The 21,511-nt window shown below is 67.5% G+C and carries 20 protein-coding genes and 2 riboswitches; of the genes, 8 read left to right on the top strand and 12 right to left on the bottom strand.

Annotated elements, in window-relative coordinates:
• Positions 1-163 precede the first annotated feature (163 nt).
• Complete coding sequence (locus ACFVVC_RS08780; RefSeq protein WP_387451446.1) at positions 164-418, top strand: hypothetical protein; 255 nt, start codon at positions 164-166, stop codon at positions 416-418.
• A gap of 100 nt (positions 419-518) precedes the next feature.
• Here ACFVVC_RS08780 and opgC read toward each other — a convergent pair whose 3' ends face one another.
• Entirely contained in the window at positions 519-2,984 is a 2,466-nt protein-coding gene (gene opgC, locus ACFVVC_RS08775; protein ID WP_387451443.1) for an OpgC domain-containing protein, read from the bottom strand.
• A 176-nt stretch (positions 2,985-3,160) separates the two neighbouring features.
• A riboswitch (SAM riboswitch) is annotated at positions 3,161-3,275 on the top strand.
• A gap of 13 nt (positions 3,276-3,288) precedes the next feature.
• Between opgC and ACFVVC_RS08770 the strand changes: the two genes are divergently transcribed.
• The 3 genes from ACFVVC_RS08770 to ACFVVC_RS08760 are packed head-to-tail and all read left to right on the top strand — an operon-like array spanning position 3,289 to position 5,168.
• Positions 3,289-3,552: a DUF1737 domain-containing protein gene (locus tag ACFVVC_RS08770; protein WP_018760735.1), complete on the top strand. Its 264-nt coding sequence runs from the start codon at positions 3,289-3,291 to the stop codon at positions 3,550-3,552.
• Positions 3,549-3,959: a rhodanese-like domain-containing protein gene (locus ACFVVC_RS08765; RefSeq protein WP_018760734.1), complete on the top strand. Its 411-nt coding sequence runs from the start codon at positions 3,549-3,551 to the stop codon at positions 3,957-3,959. Before ACFVVC_RS08770 ends, ACFVVC_RS08765 begins: the two co-directional genes overlap by 4 nt.
• The gene (locus tag ACFVVC_RS08760) at positions 3,960-5,168 is read left to right on the top strand and encodes an O-succinylhomoserine sulfhydrylase (RefSeq protein WP_387451439.1); all 1,209 of its coding nucleotides are present in this window, start codon (positions 3,960-3,962) and stop codon (positions 5,166-5,168) included.
• A 4-nt stretch (positions 5,169-5,172) separates the two neighbouring features.
• Here ACFVVC_RS08760 and ACFVVC_RS08755 read toward each other — a convergent pair whose 3' ends face one another.
• From ACFVVC_RS08755 to ACFVVC_RS08735, 5 genes are all read right to left on the bottom strand, one after another.
• Positions 5,173-6,399, bottom strand: a complete 1,227-nt coding sequence (locus ACFVVC_RS08755; RefSeq protein WP_387451436.1) for a glutamate--cysteine ligase — start codon at positions 6,397-6,399, stop codon at positions 5,173-5,175.
• A gap of 67 nt (positions 6,400-6,466) precedes the next feature.
• Positions 6,467-7,990 (bottom strand): UDP-N-acetylglucosamine 1-carboxyvinyltransferase, encoded by a 1,524-nt coding sequence (locus tag ACFVVC_RS08750; RefSeq protein ID WP_387451433.1) that lies wholly within the window; start codon positions 7,988-7,990, stop codon positions 6,467-6,469.
• Between the two features lie 106 nt (positions 7,991-8,096).
• Positions 8,097-8,897 (bottom strand): energy-coupling factor transporter transmembrane component T family protein, encoded by an 801-nt coding sequence (locus tag ACFVVC_RS08745; RefSeq protein WP_387451430.1) that lies wholly within the window; start codon positions 8,895-8,897, stop codon positions 8,097-8,099.
• Positions 8,894-10,441, bottom strand: a complete 1,548-nt coding sequence (locus ACFVVC_RS08740) for an ABC transporter ATP-binding protein (RefSeq protein WP_387451427.1) — start codon at positions 10,439-10,441, stop codon at positions 8,894-8,896. The genes ACFVVC_RS08745 and ACFVVC_RS08740 overlap by 4 nt, the downstream gene beginning before the upstream one ends.
• A complete protein-coding gene (locus ACFVVC_RS08735; RefSeq protein ID WP_387451424.1) occupies positions 10,441-11,064 on the bottom strand; it encodes an ECF transporter S component in 624 nt (207 codons plus the stop codon). The genes ACFVVC_RS08740 and ACFVVC_RS08735 overlap by 1 nt, the downstream gene beginning before the upstream one ends.
• 67 nt (positions 11,065-11,131) lie before the next feature.
• Positions 11,132-11,272, bottom strand: a riboswitch (TPP riboswitch).
• 228 nt (positions 11,273-11,500) lie between these two features.
• Here ACFVVC_RS08735 and ACFVVC_RS08730 point away from each other — a divergent pair.
• Complete coding sequence (locus ACFVVC_RS08730; RefSeq protein ID WP_285247963.1) at positions 11,501-11,764, top strand: DUF4235 domain-containing protein; 264 nt, start codon at positions 11,501-11,503, stop codon at positions 11,762-11,764.
• Here the strand turns inward: ACFVVC_RS08730 and mnhG are convergent, their stop codons facing one another.
• Genes mnhG through ACFVVC_RS08700 form a run of 6 tightly spaced genes read right to left on the bottom strand, consistent with a single transcriptional unit; the run spans position 11,765 to position 18,130 of the window.
• Entirely contained in the window at positions 11,765-12,178 is a 414-nt protein-coding gene (gene mnhG, locus ACFVVC_RS08725) for a monovalent cation/H(+) antiporter subunit G (protein WP_387451421.1), read from the bottom strand.
• Positions 12,168-12,446, bottom strand: coding sequence for a monovalent cation/H+ antiporter complex subunit F (locus ACFVVC_RS08720; RefSeq protein WP_018760725.1), 279 nt, complete (start codon positions 12,444-12,446; stop codon positions 12,168-12,170). Before ACFVVC_RS08720 ends, mnhG begins: the two co-directional genes overlap by 11 nt.
• The gene (locus tag ACFVVC_RS08715; RefSeq protein ID WP_387451417.1) at positions 12,443-12,988 is read right to left on the bottom strand and encodes a Na+/H+ antiporter subunit E; all 546 of its coding nucleotides are present in this window, start codon (positions 12,986-12,988) and stop codon (positions 12,443-12,445) included. The genes ACFVVC_RS08720 and ACFVVC_RS08715 overlap by 4 nt, the downstream gene beginning before the upstream one ends.
• The gene (locus tag ACFVVC_RS08710; RefSeq protein ID WP_387451414.1) at positions 12,985-14,586 is read right to left on the bottom strand and encodes a Na+/H+ antiporter subunit D; all 1,602 of its coding nucleotides are present in this window, start codon (positions 14,584-14,586) and stop codon (positions 12,985-12,987) included. The genes ACFVVC_RS08715 and ACFVVC_RS08710 overlap by 4 nt, the downstream gene beginning before the upstream one ends.
• The gene (locus ACFVVC_RS08705; protein WP_285247965.1) at positions 14,583-15,104 is read right to left on the bottom strand and encodes a Na(+)/H(+) antiporter subunit C; all 522 of its coding nucleotides are present in this window, start codon (positions 15,102-15,104) and stop codon (positions 14,583-14,585) included. The genes ACFVVC_RS08710 and ACFVVC_RS08705 overlap by 4 nt, the downstream gene beginning before the upstream one ends.
• Positions 15,101-18,130, bottom strand: a complete 3,030-nt coding sequence (locus ACFVVC_RS08700; protein WP_387451410.1) for a Na+/H+ antiporter subunit A — start codon at positions 18,128-18,130, stop codon at positions 15,101-15,103. The genes ACFVVC_RS08705 and ACFVVC_RS08700 overlap by 4 nt, the downstream gene beginning before the upstream one ends.
• Before the next feature lie 196 nt (positions 18,131-18,326).
• On the opposite strand from ACFVVC_RS08700, the gene ACFVVC_RS08695 reads away from it, so the two are divergent.
• The 3 genes from ACFVVC_RS08695 to ACFVVC_RS08685 all read left to right on the top strand — a co-directional run bounded on the left by ACFVVC_RS08695 (position 18,327) and on the right by ACFVVC_RS08685 (position 21,463).
• Positions 18,327-19,730: an MFS transporter gene (locus ACFVVC_RS08695; RefSeq protein ID WP_387451407.1), complete on the top strand. Its 1,404-nt coding sequence runs from the start codon at positions 18,327-18,329 to the stop codon at positions 19,728-19,730.
• Between the two features lie 63 nt (positions 19,731-19,793).
• The gene (locus ACFVVC_RS08690) at positions 19,794-20,276 is read left to right on the top strand and encodes a cation:proton antiporter regulatory subunit (protein WP_387451405.1); all 483 of its coding nucleotides are present in this window, start codon (positions 19,794-19,796) and stop codon (positions 20,274-20,276) included.
• A gap of 5 nt (positions 20,277-20,281) precedes the next feature.
• Positions 20,282-21,463 carry a cation:proton antiporter gene (locus ACFVVC_RS08685; protein ID WP_387451402.1) on the top strand — a complete coding sequence of 394 codons (1,182 nt, stop codon included), beginning with the start codon at positions 20,282-20,284 and terminating at the stop codon, positions 21,461-21,463.
• Positions 21,464-21,511: the final 48 nt, after the last annotated feature.

The following is a 21,511-nucleotide window of genomic DNA, read 5'->3' as shown; positions in this document are numbered from 1 at the left end:
TCTACGGGTAAAGTCTACAGTGTAGACAGGCGTTGACGGCGCTGATAATCCCGGTTTCTTTCACAGGATTAATCTATGGACCCGATTGCCACCAGTGCAGGGCATCGAGGTTCGCTGCTGTAGCCGAACGGCGGCGCCACGCACTTAGCGAAGGGACGCCCTCATGGCACATTCCCAGTTTGATCTCTTTCTCCAAGACGCCACCTACTTCGACCAGACGTCCGAGTCCACACTGGAACGCGACCGCTTTTACGGCCTGTACATGAGCTGGTGCTTCATCAACCAGCACCTGCCGGGTACGGAAACGACGTTCTGGTCAGCGATGAAGGCCAGGTTGCCGGGCAGCCGCAAGGGCCTGCGCATGAAAGGTGCGGCAGCCGCCGACTACATCGTGTCCTCGTATCCCGAACTGGTCTAAGACACCGGGACTGCGGGGCCTTCCCCGTCATTTCCTGGCAATGACGTAAATGCTGTGGCACCAACCGTGCCGCAGCATTTTTCATGCCCTGGCCACCGGCCTAGGTGGGAATGATCCGGAACAGGAACCTGGTGCGGACCATCAGCCACAGCAGGCCCAGCACCACGGCGTAGGCCGCAGTGTTGAGGAAGATGCTCTCCTGTTGGAGAGCGGGGATATTGGCCACGACGGCGATCAGCACCACGTGCATGATGAAGACGTAGAGCGTTGCGCGGCCGAGCGGGATCAGGAACCAGCCCAGCGCCCGCTCCACCGGTTTCCAGTAGGCGCTGAGGAACGCGTAGGCCGCCACCACCAGGACGACGACGTTGAGCAGGCGCCCTGGCGCCAGGTAGGTCCGGCCAAAGAGGGCGTCATACATGCCCCGGTACGTGGCGTCTGGCATCAGCGCCAGCCGGACGTCGTAGTTGTTGGCCAGGTACGGGTTGCCCCAGGACAGGAAAGCCAGGCCGAATGCGGCGACCGTGCAGGCCGCCACCACCCAGGCATGCGCCGACAACCACGCGATGATGCTGCGCCGGTGGTATCCCACCACCAGCCCGAGCACGAACAGCACCTGCCAGACCAGCAGCGGGAACGAGTCCTCGAACTGGGACGGCAGGATCCGGAACCTGGTTCCGGCGCCCACGGCGTACACCGCGAGCGACGCCGCCAGGACCCACACGGCCTTCCCGCGGTTCAGCAGCGCAAGGATCAGCGGGCTGGCCAGGAGAAGCACCACGTACAGGCCCATGATGTTGAACTGCCATGGCCCGAACTGCAGCAGCAGGATGGCCGGCAGCACCTGGGGCGGCACCGGGAACTGGAACAGCGATGACATCCCGGCGTAGAGGTCGTAGGTCCGGCCGGCGCCGTTGTGACCGGCCCCGCCGGTTCCCTGGTCCACGAAGGTGGTCAGGGCCTCGGTGTGGAAGAACGGAAGCTGCGCGATGAGGAAGACGCCGATCAGCACCGCCAGCGCGGTGACGTAGAGTTTCCCCGCGCGGCGGGAGGTGAGGTCCACCACCTTGCCAAAATCTTCCCTGGCCTTTGGCCCATAGACCATGCCCACCACCAGGCCGGAAAAGAGCACGAACAGTTCGGCCCCCGATACGAAGCCCACGGCCTCCTGCGTGAGCAGCTGGAACAGCGATACCAGGCCCAGGTGGTTGACCACCACGAAGACAATGGCCATCCCGCGCAGCAAATCCACGCGCGAGTCCCTGCTGCCCGGGTCCTGGTAGCTCCACGCGGCAGCGGCGGTGACGCGGCGGGGAATTTGCCACAACGCCGCCAGGAGGATGGCCATCGCCACGGCAAGGGTCCAGACGGCGGCCCCGGACAGGGTGTTGGCCCGGACGTACGCTCCGTCCGCGGCCACGTCGGTGACCGGTCCGGTTACCACCGGAGAGGACTTCAGCCGGTCCAGCGCAGCTTTGGCGATGCTGGGGTTTCCGGTGAGCAGCCAGTCGATGCTGGCCACGCCGGTATCCCTGGTGCTGGTGCGCTCGTCCCACACCACAGCCGCCGTCCGGGCGAAAGCGGCCGAGGTGGCTGTACCCACCACCTGGTCCCACCAGCCCACCTTGATGTCTGCCTCAGGCGGTCCGGCCGCGGCAGGGCCGTAGAACGCCGAGGTCTGGAGCAGGAACGGCTTCTTGCGCCCCTCCGCGTAGGTGCCATAGAAGTTTTCGCTGCCGGAGCCGGTCAGCATCTCCTGCAGCTCACCGGCGCGCGGCACGGTGTTGACGGCAGCCCCGCCGGCGGTGTCGTCATGGTACGCAGTGAGGCCCACCCAGTCCACGGCGTCGTCGCCGGGATAGTACGGGGCGTAGGCGGCGTCGGAGCCGTTCCAGGCACCGTCGCCGTTGGTGTCCAGGAGCGCGAAGCCGTCACTCCCAGGTTTCGGCGCATTCCGGTTCCGGTCAAAGGGATAGTCCTTGCCCAGGTAAGGCGCCCAGACCATGGCGGCCCGGCCGCCGTCGTCCTTCCTGACCGCTGCCGCGACGGCCTTGAAGGCCGCCCGGTAGGCGGCCGGCTGCTGGCCCCAGGCCACCCAGCTCGAATTCATGTCCGGGGCAAACCGGATCAACAGCCGGCCCTTGAACCCGGAGGTCAGGTTGCGGACCTTGCCGGCAAAGGCTTCCGCTTCGGTGGCACCGATCTGCTCCAGCGGCATGGTGGGCTTCACGGTGAGCATGGCGTGGGCGCCCTTGGCCGCGGCCTGCTGCAGGAAACCCTCGATGTTGTTCCGGTCCGAGTCGCGGAACGGAAAGGCGATGTCGTGGCCAAACACGGCCGGGCTCGCCCCCAGCCGGTCGGAGAATCCAGCGGCAGTATCCTCGCCCCATTCAAGGACGGCACCCAGCCAGGGCTTGCCCTGGTCCGGTACTGCGGAGGCCGCCTGCGACGCACCGGCAGGCGCCAGAAGGGCCAGGAGGACAACGACGACGGCGAGGACGGCCCGGAGGGCACGATGACGGGCACGACGACGGCCGGCCTGGTGGTGCGATGTAGCAGCTCGCATGCTGGCAAGACCCCCCGGTACTCCCACTGTCACGGCAGGGCGGCGCCCCCGGTAGAAACTTTATCGGTCCGGCCGCCTTGCCGCGTTCCCGTGACGCGGTGGTCGCGAGCTCTCAATTACGGAACATGACGACGGCGGCCGTGCGGCTTGGCGCGCCAGGTGTTACGTTTTTGGGGAGTAATGAGTACCGGTGTTAAGCCCTGACTGGCCGGTCGGCAACCCTCCTCTCGCGGCGGGGTGCCTCAGGTGAATACTTGGCATATCGACCGATTCGAGCTGCAAGCGTGAAAGAAGGAGATCCGTCGTGTCTGACGCACCCGCCCCTGACGAAAAATTGTCCTACCGCCTGATTACGGGCCCGGACGACCGCTCCTTCTGTGAGCGGATCTCGGCCGCCCTCGCGGACGGCTACGTCCTGCACGGCAGCCCGGCGGCCACCTTCAACGGCAGCAGCGTCATCGTGGCCCAGGCAGTTGTCCTCCCGGCCGCAATCGCCTCGGCGGACGCCGCAGTGGCCACGGCCGTTGACGACCTGGAAGGCGAGTTCGACGGCGAGGGCCACGCATGAGCTACGCAGGCGACCTCACGCCGCAGGAAGCGTGGGCCAAGCTGGAGCAGGGCGCCATCCTGGTGGATGTCCGCACGGAAGGCGAATGGGCCCACATCGGCATTCCGGACACCAAGGCAACGGACAACGATCCCCTGTTCATCCAGTGGACCTTCCCCGGCGGCATCCCCAACCCCGATTTCGTGAAGGACCTCAAGGAGCAGGCGCCCGAGGACCCCGGCGCGGAGCTGGTGTTCCTGTGCCGCTCGGGCCAGCGCTCCATCGCCGCCGCCGTTGCGGCCACCCAGGCCGGTTTCACCTCGTACAACGTGTTGGAGGGCTTCGAGGGAGAACCGGACCGCTACGGCGAACGGACCGTCAACGGCTGGAAGAACCGCGGCCTGCCCACCAACCTCGGAAAGAACTAAGTGACTTTCAACCAAGATGCCCCCGGCTGGAACCCCGATACCCAAGCTGTCCGCGGCGGCCTGGACCGCACCAACTTCCAGGAAACCTCCGAGGCCATCTTCCTGAACTCCGGGTTCGTCTACGAGTCCGCGGCGGCGGCCGAACGCGCCTTCACCGGCGAGGACGAGCGCTTTGTGTACTCGCGCTACGGCAACCCGTCCGTGGCCACCTTCCAGGAACGGCTCAGGCTGCTGGAAGGCACCGAAGCGTGCTTCGCGACGGCGTCGGGCATGTCCGCGGTGTTCACCGCCCTGGGCGCGCTGCTCGCCGCCGGCGACCGCGTGGTGGCCGCCCGCTCACTGTTCGGGTCATGCTTCGTGATCCTGAATGAGATCCTTCCCCGGTGGGGTGTGGAGACGGTCTTCGTCGACGGCCCGGACCTGGACCAGTGGCGTGAGGCCCTGTCCACGCCCACCACCGCCGTTTTCTTCGAATCCCCGTCCAACCCGATGCAGGAAATCGTGGACATCGCGGCGGTGAGCGAACTCGCCCATGCCGCCGGCGCCAAGGTGGTCGCGGACAACGTCTTCGCCACTCCCCTGCTGCAGCGCTGCGGGGACCTCGGCGCGGACGTGATCGTGTACTCCGGCACCAAGCACATCGACGGGCAGGGCCGGGTCCTTGGCGGCGCTATCCTGGGCACCAAGGAGTTCATCGACGGCCCGGTGAAGCAGCTGATGCGCCACACCGGTCCGGCGCTTTCGGCGTTCAACGCCTGGGTCCTGACCAAGGGCCTGGAAACCATGAGCCTGCGCGTCCGGCACTCCTCGGCCACCGCGCTGCGGCTCGCCGAATGGCTTGAGGAGCAGCCTGCCGTGAGCTGGGTGAAGTACCCGCTGCTGAAGTCGCACCCGCAGTATGGGCTGGCGGCGAAGCAGATGAGTGCCGGCGGCACGGTCCTCACCCTCGAGTTGGCGCCATCGGGCGGACGCTCCGCCAAGGAGGCCGCCTTCGCCCTGTTGGACGGGCTGCGGATCATCGACATCTCCAACAACCTCGGCGATTCGAAGTCCCTGATCACGCACCCGGCCACCACCACGCACCGCGCCATGGGCCCGGAGGGGCGGGCCGCCATTGGCCTGAGCGACGGCGTGGTCCGGCTCTCCGTGGGACTCGAGGACGCGGACGACCTCATCCGCGACCTGGAACAGGCCCTGAAGCAGATCTAAAGCGTCAGGCCTGGCGGACCCGCAGGAGTTCCGGGGTGTCTTCGACGTCTGAAAGATCCAGGGCACCGCGCATGGTGACGTCCACGGCGTGCCGGACCACTGCACCGAAACCCATATCCTCGGGAGGCGGTCCGGCCAGCGCCCTGTCGCGGGCCCGGCGCTGTTCGGCGGCCCCTGTACCGCGGGCGATGATGTGCTCCACGCCTTGCCGGGCCAAGGCAAGTTCGCCCTGTTCCTGCAGGACGGGCGCCAGGTAATCCACGAGGGAACGGGCAACGTCCGCGGCCGGGGCCGGGCGGAAGTTCCCAAAGTCCAGGAGCTCGCCGCTGAGTCCCGAACTGCTGGCCTGCCACGACGCCATCCGCAACAGGACCGTAGGCACGGGCGCCGGATCCACGCCCTCGCGCCATTCCCGGCTGGCTGATTCGACCAGGGCACGGACCAGCACTGCGATCAGGGCTGCGTCCTCGGCACGGAGGCAGACGTCCGCCACCCGCACCTCCACGGTTGGGTGGTTGCGGGAAAGCCGCGCGTCGAAATACAGCATCCCCTCGTCGAGCATCACGCCCGTGTCCAGCAGCCGGGTGACCACCCTCCGGTACGCGGGGTACGTCCCGTAGATCGCCGCCGGACCGGCTGTCGGCCACCGGTTCCAGGCCTGGGTGCGGTAGCTTTCGAAACCGGTGGGAACGCCATTCCAGTACGGCGAATTGGCGCTCAACGCCGTCAGCACCGCCAGCTTGTCGCGGATCCGGTCCAGGACCGCCACGCCTTCTTCCGGCGATTCGATATACGTGTGCACGTGGAAACCGCAGGTCAGCTGCTCCTGCGCCGTAAGGCCAAAGCGTTCCAGCATCCTGGCGTAGCGCGGGTCCGGCGTGGTGTGGCTGGTGGATGCCAGCGGCGACGTGGCAAGCGCAGCCACCCTGGCACCATGTTTGTCGGCCGCCTGGTTTGCCATGGCGCGGCCGGCCCTGATCTGCTCGAGCAGGGCCCCGGACTCCAGGCAGGGCTTGGTCTGCGTCTCGATTTGCTCAAGCTTCAGCTCGGCACTCAAGCCCATCTCGTCGTCGTGATCCGCCTGCTTCCCGGAGTGGTGGAGGTCCGGGTCCACCGGCAGATCGTCCGCGGCTACACGGTGTCCGGCGAGGAGGGCGTCCGCCAGGGCGAGCGGCTCTCCGGACTCCGGATCAACAATCAGGAGTTCTTCCTCGACGCCGAAAGTACGCATACGAACATTCTGCGTCAGGGGCCGGAAATTCCGGGCGCCCCCGCTGATCATGACGAAGCATGAACGCCTAGTCCTGGAAGTACTCCACCTTGGCGCCGATGGTATTCAGGCGCTCCGCCAGGTCCTCGTAGCCGCGCTCAATCACGTAGATGTTGCGGAGCTCGGAGACGCCCCGAGCGGCGAGCATGGCCAGCAGCAGGCAAGCAGCGGGCCGGAGCGCCGGCGGGCAGCCCACCTCGGCGGCCCGCCACTTGGTGGGTCCATTGACGTAGATCCGGTGCGGGTCCAGCAGCTGCACCTGCGCGCCGAGCCGGTTGAGCTCCGTCAGGTAGATGGCCCGGTTCTCGTACACCCAGTCGTGGATCATGGTCTGCCCGTGGGCGTTGGCGGCGATCACCGCAAAGAACGGCAGGTTGTCGATGTTCAGCCCGGGGAACGGCATGGGGTGGATCTTGTCCTCCGGGGCGCGCAGCTCCGACGGCTTGGTGGTCACGTCCACCAGCCTGGTGCGGCCGTTGCGGGCCATGTATTCGCCGGAGATTTCGAGCTTCTGCCCCATCTGGCCCAGGGTGGCCAACTCGATTTCCATGAACTCGATGGGCACCCGCCGCACCGTGACCTCGGAGTTGGTGACGATGCCGGCCGTAATCAGGCTCATGGCTTCGATGGGGTCCTCGGACGGGAAATACTCGATCTCGGCGTCGATCACGGGCCGGCCGGTGATCCGGAGCGTGGTGGTTCCCACTCCCTCGATGGTCACGCCGAGCATCTGCAGGTAGAAGCAGAGGTCCTGCACCATGTAGTTGGGGCTGGCGTTGCGGATCACGGTCGTTCCGGGCCGGTGGGCCGCCGCCATGATCGCATTCTCGGTCACGGTGTCCCCCCGTTCGGTGAGGACGAAGGAGCGGTCCCGGGTGTCCGCTGGAGGCGCCTGGACGGTGTAGAAACCGGCGGTGGCTTCCACCGAGAGCCCGAACTCGCGCAGTGCCTGCATGTGGGGCTCAACCGTCCGTGTTCCAAGGTCGCAGCCGCCGGCGTAGGGCAGCCGGTACTCCCGCGACTCGTCCAGGAGGGGACCCAGCAGCATGATGACGCTGCGGGTGCGCCGTGCCGCGTCCACGTCCATCGCCTCAAGGTCGAGGACGGCAGGGCGGCGCAGGCGGAGATCGGTATCGTTGAGCCAGGTGCATTCCACGCCGATGCTGGTCAGCACTTCAACGATGCGGTTGACTTCCTCGATCCGGGCGAGGCGGCGGAGCACGGTGGTGCCCCGGTTGATCAGGCTGGCGCACAGCAGTGCCACGCCGGCGTTCTTGCTGCTGTTGACGTCAACGGCGCCGGAGAGGGTACGGCCGCCCTCCACCCGCAGGTGCGTCATCCTGGGCTTGCCCACGTTGACGATGCTGCGGTCGAAGATGTTTTCCAGCCGTTGGATCATTTTGAGGCTGAGGTTCTGCTTGCCTTGTTCCATCCGGGCGACGGCGCTCTGGCTGGTTCCGAGTTCGGAAGCCAGCTGGCCCTGGGTCCAGCCCTTCTCGTTGCGGGCGTTCCTCAACATGGCGGCGACGTGGCCGGCGGTCTCCTGAGTCATGCCGAAAATATATCATAAATGAGATAGTGAGGCGGGGAACGTTCGATGGAGGGCAAACCCGGGATGACCTACCCGCTACATGCGATAGTACCGGCAGGTAACCCCGCTAGCTGCCGAGCCACACCATGTTCCAACGGCCTGCGGCCAGCGCCGCGCCGAGGGCACACCCGGCGATCATGACGCCGCCGCCCACCACCCACAGGTCCAACACACTGAACGTGGATTCGCGGGCCCAGGTCCGCTGTCCGCCGCCGAAGCCCCGCGCTTCCATGGTCACGGCAAGCCTCGAGGCGCGGCGGATCGCCTGCACCAGGAGCCCAAAACTCTGTCCCAGGGTCGCTTTCACCCGCTGGACCAGGTTTCCGCGCGAACCAACTCCGCGGGCACGCCGGGCCATGCCGATCGTCTGCCATTCCTCGGCCATGAGCCCCACAAGGCGCATTGCCGCCAGGGTTCCCAGGACGAACCGGTGCGGCAGGCGCGCCTTCTGTGCCAGCGCGTCGGCAAGGTCCGTCGGATCGGTGCAGCTCATCAGGAGCACCGCCGGAAGGGCGATCGCGAAGCCGCGCAGCAGGAAGCCAATGCCCAGCTGGAGGGACCCTTCGCTCATGGTCCAGATGCCGGCGTCGAGCAGGATCCTTCCGCTGTCCGGCGCCAGGATGGAGGTGCTCCATCCGCCGATGGCGGCGGCGAGGATCAGCGGCCAGCCCCGCTGCCAGAGCAGGGACAGGGTGAGGCCCGCCAAGGGAAACAGCATCAGCTCGAAGGCCAGGGCCACGGACGCGGACACCCAGTCGATGGACAGCGCCAGGACCGCGGTGATGAGCACGACGGCGGCGAATTTGCTCAGCGGGTTGGCCCTGGCCAGGAGGGCGCGGTTGCCGTCCAGGGTCAGCTGCTGCCTCATGGCGCCACCGGTTCCGCAGCGGCCATCCGCAACTCCGCCCCGCCCAGGGCAGCGCTGAATTCGGCGTCGTGGGTCACGGACACCACTGCCGTGCCGGCGTCCAGGAGCTCGGACAGGAACGAGGCCAGCTCCGCCCAGGTGTTGGCGTCCTGCCCGAACGTCGGCTCGTCCAGGACCAGCACCTGCGGGCTGGCGGCCAGGACCGTGGCCACGGACAGCCGCCGCTTCTCACCGCCGGACAAGGTGTAGGGGTTGGCGTCCACAAGTTGGGTGAGCCGCAGCCGCTCCAGCAGTTCCTCCACCCGGTCCTCGCCGTGGCCCAGATGCCGCGGCCCGAACAGCAGCTCATCCAGCACCTTGCCGGTCACGAACTGGTGCTCAGGCTCCTGGAACACGGTTCCCACCCGTGAGATCAACTGCTCGGCCTTCCACGTGTAGGGGTCGATTCCGGCACCGCGGTTGAGGTCCAGGGTGGCGGACACCTTGCCGGACACCGGTTCAAGGAGCCCGGCAAGGGTCAGCGCGAACGTTGATTTTCCGGCGCCGTTTGGTCCAGTGACGGCCAGCGCCTGGCCGGACCGGACCTGCGCGGCAACACCCTCCTGGACAGGAACCGGCGCGATTTTGCGGAAGCCTTTGCGGCGGGGACGCTCGCGGGAGACGGCCAGGTCTTCGGCTGCCAGCAGGAGGTTGCCGGTCCCGGCGGCCGGGACGCCGGACCGGCGGCGGGTGGCCGGCACATACCCCGGCACCCAGACTCCGGCGGCCGTCAGCATGGCCCGGGCCTCGCTGAGCACCCGGTCCGGAGGTCCGTCCAGGAGCACGGCGGGATCCGAGGCGGAGCCCGGCTGCAGGACCACGATCCGGTCCACCAGGTCCTTCCAGACGGAGACCCGGTGCTCCACCACCACCAGGGTGGCTCCGGTCTTGTCCAGGCAGCGCGCCACGGCGTCGCGGACCTCCAGGACACCGTCCGGGTCCAGGTTGGCGGTGGGCTCGTCCAGCAGGATCAGCCCCGGGCGCATCGCGAGGATGCCCGCCAGCGCCAGGCGCTGTTTCTGCCCGCCGGAGAGGGCCGACGTCGGGTGGTCCAGCGGGAGGTGGGACAGCCCGACGTCGGCAAGCGCCTCGTGCACCCGCGCCCAGATGGCATCGCGGGGCACGGCAAGGTTCTCGGCGCCGAAGGCGACGTCATCCCCCACCCGGGAGAGGACCACCTGCGTCTCCGGGTCCTGTTGCATGAGGCCGGACCGGCCGCGACGCTCGCGAGGTGGTGCGCCGTCAACCAGCAGTGAGCCGGATTCATCCGCGTCGCCGGCCTCACCGTCGTCGTTGATGTCACCCAGGACCCCTGCGAGGGCATGCAGGAGCGTCGATTTCCCGGCACCCGAAGGGCCGAGCAGGAGCACCCGCTCGCCCGGGCTGATGTCCACGTCGAGGGCGTGGACGGCAGGCTTTGCCCGGCCGGCATGACGCCAGCCCCAGCCGCGGGCCGTGATGGCGGCAGGGCGCACGCCTCCTGCGGCGTCCTGGGAGGGTGCCATCAGGAGAAGACTGGCTCCGTTGCAGCCTTGCGGGACGCGAAGGAGCTCAGCACCCCGGTGCGGGCCAGGCCACGGGTGGCGAGCCAGGACAAGGCGCCTGCGAGGACGGCGCCGGACACCGTGGTCAGGACGATGTAGGCGAGCTTGTCTGCGCCCGGGTAGGCGATGTTCCAGCCCCACGGCGCGAATGAGTCATTCAGGCCGCAGAAGAAGCCCGCCGCCGCACCAGCCAGCAGGGACACGGGCAGGTTGAACTTGCGGTAGACGAACACTGCGAAGATGATTTCCGCCCCCAGACCCTGGATGAAACCGGAGAAAAGGACGGAGGCGCCATACTGGGAACCCATCAGGAGCTCGCCCGTTGCGGCCACCGTTTCGCAGAACAGGGCGGCTCCGGGTTTGCGGATGATGAGCATTCCCAGCACGCCCGGAATCATCCAGCCGCCGGCCAGGATCCCGGTCAGGGGCGGGTAGGCGGCGTTCATGGGGGCCGAGAGGGCGGCGGCGCCCTGGTCCCAGGCCCAGAAAATGACTCCGCCGGCGATGGCCACAAGGGCCGCCACCACGATGTCGACGACGCGCCAGGACCTGCTGGTGGTCTTCTTGATTGCTGCAGTACTCATGTGATCCTCCTGGGTAACAGGAGGGGAAAGTGGCTCCGGCTGGCGGACTCTAGCCGGTCCGGCCGGACACTTTGAGAACTCGACTCCCTTGCGCCGGTACTAACCGGATCAGGTTCGAGGGTCTGCGGCTGTCCCGCACTCTCAGCGCCCACCTGCGGCTCCCGGCATAGCCAGGTTGTCCGACGGCGGCGCTCCCCTGTCGTTTTTAAGTGTTGATATTCGTTGGGTAACGCGTGTAAATACTGCCCGGATTGGGCGTGGTCAAGTTTACACCCGCAGGGACTGATCGGCGGCCTTGACGGCTGCCGGACCGGATGTGACCGCGGACCGCCTTTGCCGGCCCGGAAAGTATCCCGGCCATGCCCTTGCCCGGACGAGTCCTGGTGTGCGGCTAGGCTGGAGGCAGTCCGTTTTCCGCCCGCAAGGAGTACTAGGAATGAACCTTTTCATCAAGCTGCTCGGTACCGGGGTGAGCCTGGGCGCAGGCCTGGTCGGCACCAAGCTCGTCAACACCATCTGGGAGAAGACCACGGGGCAGAAGCCGCCCAGCGGCAAGGGCGAGGACGTGCCCACCAGCCTGAGGTCGGCATTGACCTTCGCACTGATCTCCGCCTCCGTCAGCGCGATCATCCAGGTCCTGGCCAACCGCGGCACCCAGCGCGCCATCACCCGGTTCGCCAAGACGCAGGACATCGTCTAGCTACTGGCGGTTTTCGCCGTCGTCGTGGTTGTCCGTCCGGGCAGCCTCGGCGGCGGCTTTTTGCACTACGGCCTCGAGTTCATCCGCGGCGAGCAGTTCCCGGTGCAGGTGCTTGGTGCGGTAGCCGGCCCGGCCCACCATGTGCGCGGACACCGGCACCGTGAGCAGCTGGAAGATCCAGGCCACCACCAGGACCGGCCAAACCCACCAGGTGCGCATCTGGAGCCCAATGGCGGCCAGCAGCAGGAACAGGCCCAGGACCTGCGGCTTGGTGGCGGCGTGCATGCGGCTCATCAGGTCCGGGAATCGGAGCAGCCCGATTGCGGCGCCCAGGGACAGCAGCGCACCCACCACCATGAACACTGCGGAGGCAAGGTCGATCCACGCGTCCGCGCCGGAGAAGTCAGGATTCATGGGGGTTCACCCTCCGGTCGGCGACGAACCGGGCCACCGTTACTGACCCGATGAACCCGATGATGGAGATGGCCACCACCAGCATCAGGTTGTTCAGGTGCCGGTTCACGGCCATGTCCACGCACAGGGCCCCGCCCAGGATGGCCAGCAGGACATCGGCTGCAAGGACCCGGTCCAGCAGCGAAGGGCCGCGGGCAATCCTGATGATGGCCCCGCCTGCGGCGAGGGAGAAGATGACGGCCGTGACCGCCAGGACAACGGGCATCATGCGGACGCCTCCATTCGGACGGCTTCAAGTTCTTCGGCGGAACCCATGATGCGGATCAGGCCTGCTTCGATGGACCGGACCTCGTTCCGCAGGCCCTCGATGTCCTGCTTCGAGGTGATGTTGAGTGCGTGCAGGTACAGGGTGGAGGCCGGGCGGTCCACTTCCACCACCAGGGAGCCGGGAATCAGGGAGATCACATGCCCGGTGGCGGTGACGATCAGGTCCTGGTGACTCCGGAGCTTCACCGCGACGACGGCGTTGGTCACCTTGGGTCCGCGGACGGTGGCCAGGTAGAGGACCTGGCCGCTGGCCACCACCACTTTCCACAGGAAGGCAAAGGCGAAGGGCACGGCATACAGGATGTTGAACCGGCCGCTGAGTTCCACCGGCGGAAGGTAGAACAACCTGGCAACTCCCACCGCCAACAGGGCGCCGAAGAGCAGGTTCCCGGGGCTGAAGTCCTGCCAGAGGGCACCCCACACGATCACCAGCCACACCAGGAGGGGAAGCTCCTGGCGCAGCGAAATCCGTTTGCGGCTCATCGTCCTCCTCCCGTCACGGTGGCCGGGACGGCGGTATTGCCGCCGAGGACCGATTGGATGTACGGGGCCCGGTCGAGCATGTCTCGCGCAGCCTGGTCGGAGAGTCCGAACAGCGGCCCGGCGAACACGGTGAGGGCGACGCCGAGCACCACCAGGCCAAGGGTTGAACCCACCATGGTGCGCGGCAGGAGCGTGACCATGTTGAGTTTGGCCCCGGGCCCGGCCGCGCGCCCCGAGGGGCCGGCCAGGAGCACAGGGTCCGGGTGCTCGGCGTCCTCCGGCTTCCGCCAGAACGCGCGGTTCCATACGCGGGCGATGGCCAGCAGCGTCAGGAGGCTGGTCAGCACCCCGCCGATCACCAGCGCATAGGCCAGCGGGGTCCCCAGCTCAATGCCGGCCTGGAGCAGGCCCACCTTGCCGAGGAATCCGGAGAACGGCGGGATGCCGGCCAGGTTCATGCCGGGGATGAAGAACAGCAGCGCCAGCAGGGGCGAAAGCTTGGCCAGGCCGCCCAGCCGGTCAACCGAGGAACTGCCGCCGCGGCGTTCGATCAGGCCGGTCACCAGGAACAGGCTGGTCTGGATGGTGATGTGGTGGGCCACGTAGAAGACCGCCGCGGCCAGCCCGGCCACCGAGGACATGGCCAGCCCGAACACCATGTACCCGATGTGGCTGACCAAGGTGAACGAGAGCAGACGCTTGATGTCGCTTTGCGCCAGCGCACCAAGGATGCCCACCACCATGGTCAGCAGCGCCACCACCATCAGTGGCGTGTTCAGGGTGTCGCCGGGGAACAGCAGCGTCTCGGTCCTGACCATGGCGTACACGCCCACCTTGGTCAACAGGCCCGCGAACACGGCGGTGACGGGTGCCGGCGCCGTGGGATAGGAGTCGGGAAGCCAGAAGGAGAGCGGGAAGACGGCGGCCTTGATGCCGAACGCCACCAGCAGCATGACGTGCAGCAGGGTCTTGGTGCCCTGGTCCAGGTCGCCCAGCTTGAGGGCGAGGTCAGCCATGTTCACGGTGCCTGTCGCCCCGTACACCATGGCGATGGCGATCAGGAACAGCACGGAGGACACCACCGACACCACCACGTAGGTGACGCCGGCGCGGATCCGGGGCCCGGTACCGCCCAGGGTCATCAGCACGTAGCTTGCGGTCAGGAGGATCTCGAAGCCGACGTAGAGGTTGAAGAGGTCCCCGGAGAGGAACGCGTTGGACACCCCTGCCACCAGGATCAGGTAGGTGGGGTGGAAGATCGAGACCGGGGCGTCCTCGTCGCCGTCGGCCATGCCCTGCCCGGTGGCGTACACCAGCACGGCGAGGCTCACGGCCGAGGAGACCACCAGCATCAGCGAGGAGAACTGGTCCACCACCATCACGATGCCCCAGGGCGGCAGCCAGCCGCCGATGGTCACCGCGGCGGTCCCGCTGTTCCAGGCGGAGGCCAACAGGAGGCATTCGAGGGCCAGGGTGAGCGACAACAGTCCGATGCTGACCGCCCGCTGGGCCCGGGAGTGCCGGATCAGGAGGAAGGTCAGGGCGGCGCCCAGGATGGGAAGGACGACGGCGAGGGGGGCCAGGCTGGCGATGTTCACTTCGTGCCGCCTTCCGGGCCGGATTCGATGGTGGGCGAGCCGGGTTGTTCTTCCGCGGCTGCCTGTTCGGCCGGCATTTCCCGGCCTCCCGCCGTGACGGTGGCGAGCGGAAACTCGGACGTTTCGGCCGGGATTTCTGCGTCGTCCTCCGCGTCGAAGCTCGGTGTTTCCGCCACCCGGAGGTCTTCCACGTCGTCCTGGATATCGTCCTGGCGGGCCAGGACCCACGTGCGGTAGATGATGCCCAGCATGAACGCCGTGACGGCGAAGGAGATCACGATCGAGGTCAAGATCAGGGCCTGCGGCAGGGGGTCGTTGTAATCACCGGCCGGGGTGTCCTTGGTGAAAAACGGAGCCAGGCCGGCGTATCCCCCCGTGGACAGGATCAGCAGGTTGGTGGCGTTGGCCAGCAGCATCAGTCCCAGCAGGACGCGGGTGAGGCTGCGTTCGAGGATCAGGTAGATGCCGCAGGCATACAGGGCGCCCATGACGATCAGCAGGGTCAGGTTGACGCTCATGCGTTGCCCTTTGCGGTGGTCTCGGCAGGAATACGGTCCGGTTCCTGGTCCTGCTGTGCCGGTTCGGGCCCGGCCGCGGCGGACCGCTCTTCCATGTGTTCATCGATCTCGGCACCCAGGCTGCGCAGCACGTCGAGGACCAGGCCCACCACCACCACATACACGCCGATATCGAAGATGGTGGAGGTGACGAACTTGATGTCGCCGAACACGGGCAGCCACACTTCGATGATGGCGGACTGGAACACCTGGCCGCCCAGCAGCAGGGGCGTCACGCCGGAGGCGGCGGCCAGGGCCAGGCCGGTGCCCAGCAATGCACCGGCGCTGAGCGGCGCGGCTTCCCGCAGTTCGAACCGCCCACCGGCCAGGTAGCGGATGGTCAGGGCCAGGCCGGCGGTCAGGCCGCCGGCGAAACCGCCGCCGGGCAGGTTGTGGCCCGCCAGCAGCAGGTAGAGCGAGAAGATGATCATCGAGTGGAAGATCAGGCGGGTGACCACTTCGAAGATGATGGAGCGGCGTTCCGGGGCGAGGGTCCTGCCCGCCACGATCCAGGCGTCCCGGGCCGAAGCGGCGAACTTCCGGCTGATGGCCAGCGCCGCGCCGTCGCGGGACCCGGGGTCCACGCCGTGGTACCGCCCCACGGTGCCCTCGGCAACAGAGGCGGACCGTTGCAGTCGGTCGCCACGGCCGCGGACGAAGATCAGGCTGGCCACGCCGGTGGCGGCCAGGGCAAGGACGCTGATCTCACCGAACGTGTCCCACGCCCGGATGTCCACCAGGGTCACGTTGACCACGTTCAGGCCGCCGCCGCCCTCGTAGGCGAGCTGCGGAAACTGCAGCGACACCGGGATGGCCGTCCTGGCTCCCATGGCGAAGATCGCGGCGAACACCATGGTCACGCCGAAGCCCAACCCGATGATGACGCGCAGCACCCGGTACTTTCCGCCGGTGCGGTCACGAAGCTCGGGCGGAAGGCTGCGCATGGCCAGGACGAACGCCACGAGGATGATGGTTTCCACCAGCATCTGGGTCAGGGCAAGGTCGGGGGCGCCCTGCAGGGCAAACATGAGCGCGATGCCGTATCCGGTGACGGAGACCATCAGCACCGCCAGGAAGCGCTTATTGGCCTTGACGGCGGCGAGGGCGCCAATCACGATGCCCACGCCGGCCACGAGCTGCAGCGGCGAGTGCGGGTCCACGAGGTAGATGTCCGGCGGCAGGGCATTGCCACTGAGCAGGATGGCGGTGAGCGGCAGGACGAACGCCACGCTGAGGATCACTGCGAGGTAGAAGTAGAGGGAACCGCGCTGGGTCCGGCCCGTGATCCAGACGGCGGCGTCATCCAGGGCGCCGATGGTGAGCTGGTAGGCCCGGTCGCCATCCACCCAGCCCGGGACCAGTGCCTGCGCCCTGGCCACGGCGTTGCGGCCGAAGTACATGGCCAGGCCCAGCACGAACGTGGCCGCCGTCAGCCCAAGTGCCGGTGTGAAACCGTGCCACAGCGCTAGGTGGCCGGCCTGCTCAGCCGGCGTTCCGGCCTCGGACGCCGTGGAGGCGAACAGCGCCGCGTAGGGCTGGATCCAGGCGTCGACCGCCACCGGCCAGAGCCCGTAGGCGATGGTCAGGAGGCTCAGGACCGCAGGCGCGGCGAGGAAGGAAGGCCGGATGGCTTTGAACGGGGTGGGCTCCACGCCGGGCTTGGCCGCGAAGGCACCCCACATGAACCTGGCGCTGTAGGCGAAGGTCAGGATGGATCCCACCACCAGGCCGGCCAGCACCACCATGCCCCAAGGACCGGCATGCGGGCCGGTGGCGTGGTGCACGAACGCTTCGAGCACCGACTCCTTGGCAACAAACCCGGCCAGCAGCGGCACCCCGGCCATGGAAGCCGCACCGATACCGGCCACGATGCCCAGGGCGCGCGAGGACCGGAAGACGCCGGAGAGCTTCCGCACATCACGGGTCCCGGACTGGTGGTCGATGATGCCCACCACGAGGAACAGCGTGGCCTTGAACAGGCCGTGGGCCAGCAGCATTGCAAGTCCGGCCAGTGCGGCGTCGGGCGTCCCCAGGCCCACCACCATGGTGAGGAAGCCCAGCTGGCTGACGGTGCCGTAGGCGAGGATCAGCTTGATGTCGGTCTGCCGGAGCGCCCGGTAGCCTCCCACCAGCATGGTGGCCAGGCCGAGCCCCAGGACCACGGGCTGCCAGTACGCCGTCTCCGCAAAGCCAGGGGCAAGGCGGGCCACCAGGTAGATTCCCGCCTTGACCATCGCCGCGGCGTGCAGGTAGGCACTGACGGGGGTCGGCGCAGCCATGGCACCGGGGAGCCAAAAGTGGAACGGTACCAGCGCGGACTTGGTGATGGCGCCCGCCAGGATGAGCACGACGGCGGCGCTCACCGTGGCGCCCGACGGTCCGGAGACCAGCGCGGCCGCCTGTTCCAGGATGCTGGAGACGCGGTAGGTGCCTGCGGCGTAGCCCAGCATGATCAGGCCCACCAGCATGGCCAGGCCACCGGCTGTGGTGACCATCAGCGCCTGCAGGGCGGACCGGCGGGCCGCGAGCCGGGTCCTGGCAAACCCGATCAGGAGGTAGGAGAGGATGGTGGTGAGTTCCCAGAAGATGAACAACAACAGCAGGTCATCGGCCAGCACCAGGCCGAACATGGCGCCCGCGAACGCCAGCAGCTGTGCGCCGAACGCACCGAGGTCGTGGTCTTTCCGCTTGAAATACCGGGCGCAATAGAGCAGCACCAGCGCACCGACACCCAGCACCAGCAGGGACATCACCCAGGCCAGCGCATCCATCCGGAGCGCAAACTCGAGGTGGAGGCCGGGAATCCATTCGAAGACTTCGGAGACCGCACCGGACCCGGAATAGACGGCGCCGTGCTGGGAGGCCAACCAGGCGAAGGAAACAGCCGGGACGGCCGCCAGTGCGTAGAACGCGTTCCGGCCCCAGGCCCTGAAGAGCAAAGGCGCCAGGACAGCCACCGAAAAGTGCACGGCAAGGACTGTTATCACTGGTATCTCCGCAACGTCAGGGATTCGATTGTCAAAAGTTGGAGCAGGCGGCAAGAAAGTTAGATCCGGGAGGCTCCAGTTTATCAAGGCTCAAGGCCCTCCTTTTCTGGTCCGCGTGGGGCCGGGCGGCGAATTCCCCCACGTCACAGGGCTGTGCTCCGCCGGGTGTTCGCCACGGGCGGATACGATTCAACGTATGAACAGCGCCAGCGCTCAGGGGGCAATGCGGCCTGCCTCGGAACTTGAAACCGGAACCCGGACGTCCAGCAAGCGCCGCGTCCTGGCGTGGGCCTCCTGGGACTGGGGCTCGGCGGCCTTCAACGCGGTCATGACCACCTTCGTGTTCACCGTCTACCTCACGTCCAATGCCTTCGGCGGGGAGGACAGCGCCTCCGCGGTCCTGGGCGCCGCCCTGGCTGTCGCCGGGTTCGCCATCGCCCTCCTGGCGCCGGTCACCGGCCAGCGCTCGGACGCGGGCGGCCGCCGCAAGCTATGGCTGGGAGTGAACTCGGCCGCCGTCGCCATCCTCACCGCGCTGTGCTTCTTCGTGTTTCCAAACCCGGAGTTCCTGCTCCCCGGTGCCTGCCTGATTGCGCTGGGCAACGTGTTCTTCGAATTCGCCGGCGTGAACTACAACGCCATGCTTGCCCAGGTTTCCACACCGCAGAACATCGGCAAGGTCAGCGGGTTCGGCTGGGGCGCGGGCTACCTCGGCGGAATCGTGGCCCTCCTGATCGTCCTGCAACTGTTCATCCAACCGGCTTTCGACTGGTTCGGGGCGTCCACCACGGACAGCCTCAACATCAGGCTGGTAGCCGTGTTCTCCGCACTCTGGTTCTTCGTCTTCGCCCTCCCGGTGCTATTCGCCGTTCCCGAACTGCCCCGCGCCGCGCAGGACGCACGCCTGGGGTTCCTGGCCAGCTACGGGCTGCTGTTCCGGCGCATCAAGGCCATCTACGCCACCAGCCCACACACCATCTATTTCCTGCTCGCCAGTGCCGTCTTCCGGGACGGCCTGGCCGCCGTCTTCACCTTTGGCGGCATCATCGCGGCCGGGACCTTCGGCTTCGCCTTGCCCCAAGTCATCTTCTTCGCCATCTTCGGGAACGTGGTGGCGGCCATCGGTGCCGTGATCGGCGGCTTCCTGGATGACAAAGTGGGCCCCAAGGCAGTTATTACTGGTTCCCTGGTGGGGCTCCTGGTCGCCGGGACCGCCATCCTGGTCCTGGGCAACGGAAACTATTCCTTCGTCGGCATGGATTGGGCCGGGAGCACCACGTTCTGGGTGTTCGGGCTGTTCCTCTGCCTGTTCGTGGGGCCGGCCCAGTCCTCGTCCCGTGCCTATCTGGCCCGGCTGGCGCCGCACGGGGAATCGGGAGAGCTCTTCGGGCTGTACGCCACCACCGGACGCGCCGTCAGCTTCCTGGCACCCGCCCTCTTCACCCTGTGCATCACCGTGGCCACCCCGCTGGTGCCCGCGGGGCAGGCCCAGCGCTGGGGCATCCTGGGCATCATGGTGGTGCTCCTGGCCGGGCTCCTGGTCCTGCTGCCGGTGAAGTCTCCTGACAAGGCCCCCATCGCCGTCGTCCCCGCTGCCTGACGCCACCTCCGGCACCGCGCCGGGGCCCGGGCCAGGTGTTGCCAGGCAGACTAGGCTGGAACCATGAACGTGGACGAAACCAACCTGCCCGGCCTGGGCCGCCGGAAGGATTTCATGACCGCCTCGGGACGCCGCATTGGCGTCGTGGAGCTGCGCGAAGGCCAGACCGAACTTATCGTCTCCGCCTGGGACGATCCCGATACCTGCCAGGCCTCCATTCCGCTCACCAGCGACGAAGCGGCAACCCTGGGCAACCTCCTGGGCGGCACGCACCTTGCAATGAAGCTCGCCGAGGAACACAAGGACGTCCCGGGCATCGTCACCCGCCAGTTCTCCATCGCTGCTGACTCCCCGTTCCAGAACCAGCCCATGGGCAAGGCCTGCATCCGTACCAGGTGCGGCGTCTCCATCGTGGCCATCATGCGCGAAGGCGAGGTGCTGCCCTCGCCCGGGCCCGACGTCGTCCTCCACGCCGGCGACCTGTTGGTGGCGGTGGGCACCCAGGAAGGCCTGGACTCCGCAGCCAATATCCTGCGCCACGGCTAAGCCGAATGGACCCGTTGGCCCAGACCCTCATTGAGCTGGGGGCCGTTGTGTTCTGCCTCGGCCTGCTGGCCAGGCTGGCCGGCCGGATTGGAATGTCCCCCATCCCGTTCTACCTGCTGGGCGGACTCGCATTCGGGGCAGGCGGCATCGTCAAACTCGAGGGGATGCACGAGTTCGCACACCTTTCCGGCGAAATCGGCGTCATCCTGCTGCTGCTTATGCTCGGACTGGAATATACGGCCGCCGAGCTGTTCACCGGGCTCCGCCGTTCGTGGCAGGCAGGCGTGCTGGACCTGGTCCTGAACTTCCTGCCCGGTGCCGGCATCGCGCTGCTCCTGGGCTGGGGCGGCGTGGGTGCCATGGTCATGGGCGGCGTCACGTACATTTCCTCATCCGGCATCGCCGCCAAGGTCATTACGGACCTGGGCCGGCTGGGAAACCGCGAAACCCCGGTGGTGCTGTCCATCCTGGTCTTCGAGGACCTCGCCATGGCCGTCTACCTGCCCATCCTCACAGCCACGCTCGCCGGCGTGAGTTTCCTGGGCGGCCTCACCACCGTGGGGATCGCCCTGGCGGTGGTGAGCCTGGTCCTGATGGTGGCACTGCGGCACGGGCACCATGTTTCCAAGGCCGTTCACAGCGAGAACTCCGAGGTCTTCCTGCTCAACGTCCTGGGTGCGGCGTTGCTGGTGGCCGGCGCGGCGTCCGCCATGCAGGTGTCCGCGGCGGTGGGCGCCTTCATGCTGGGCATCGCCATCTCCGGGGCCACGGCCCACAGCGCCACCCGCATCCTCGAACCGCTGCGCGACCTCTTCGCCGCCATCTTCTTCGTGGCCTTCGGGCTGAACACGGATCCCACGTCGATCCCGCCGGTTTTGGGCTGGGCGCTGGTCCTGGCAGCAGTCACGGCGGCCACCAAGATGCTGACCGGCATCTGGGCGGCGAAACGCGCAGGAATCGCCCGCCCGGGCCGCTTCCGAGCCGGCGCCGCACTGATCGCACGCGGCGAATTCTCCATCGTGATCGCAGGCCTGGCGGTCGCGTCAGGGGCGGTTCCGCACCAGCTGGCGGCGCTGGCCACCGCCTATGTACTGCTCATGGCGGTGCTCGGCCCGCTGGCTGCACGCTATGTGGAACCCCTGGCCAAGGCCGCCATCCGGCGGGCCGCCGTCGCGCCCCAGGTCTAGGGTTGCCGGTGCTCCGGAGGCTGCCGGTGCGCCGGGGGGTTGCCGGTG

The organism is Pseudarthrobacter sp. NPDC058196 (genome assembly GCF_042882685.1).
Taxonomy (GTDB): domain Bacteria; phylum Actinomycetota; class Actinomycetes; order Actinomycetales; family Micrococcaceae; genus Arthrobacter.
Note: the sequence above shows the minus strand (reverse complement) of the source record. Positions and strands in the feature narration are given on the sequence as shown.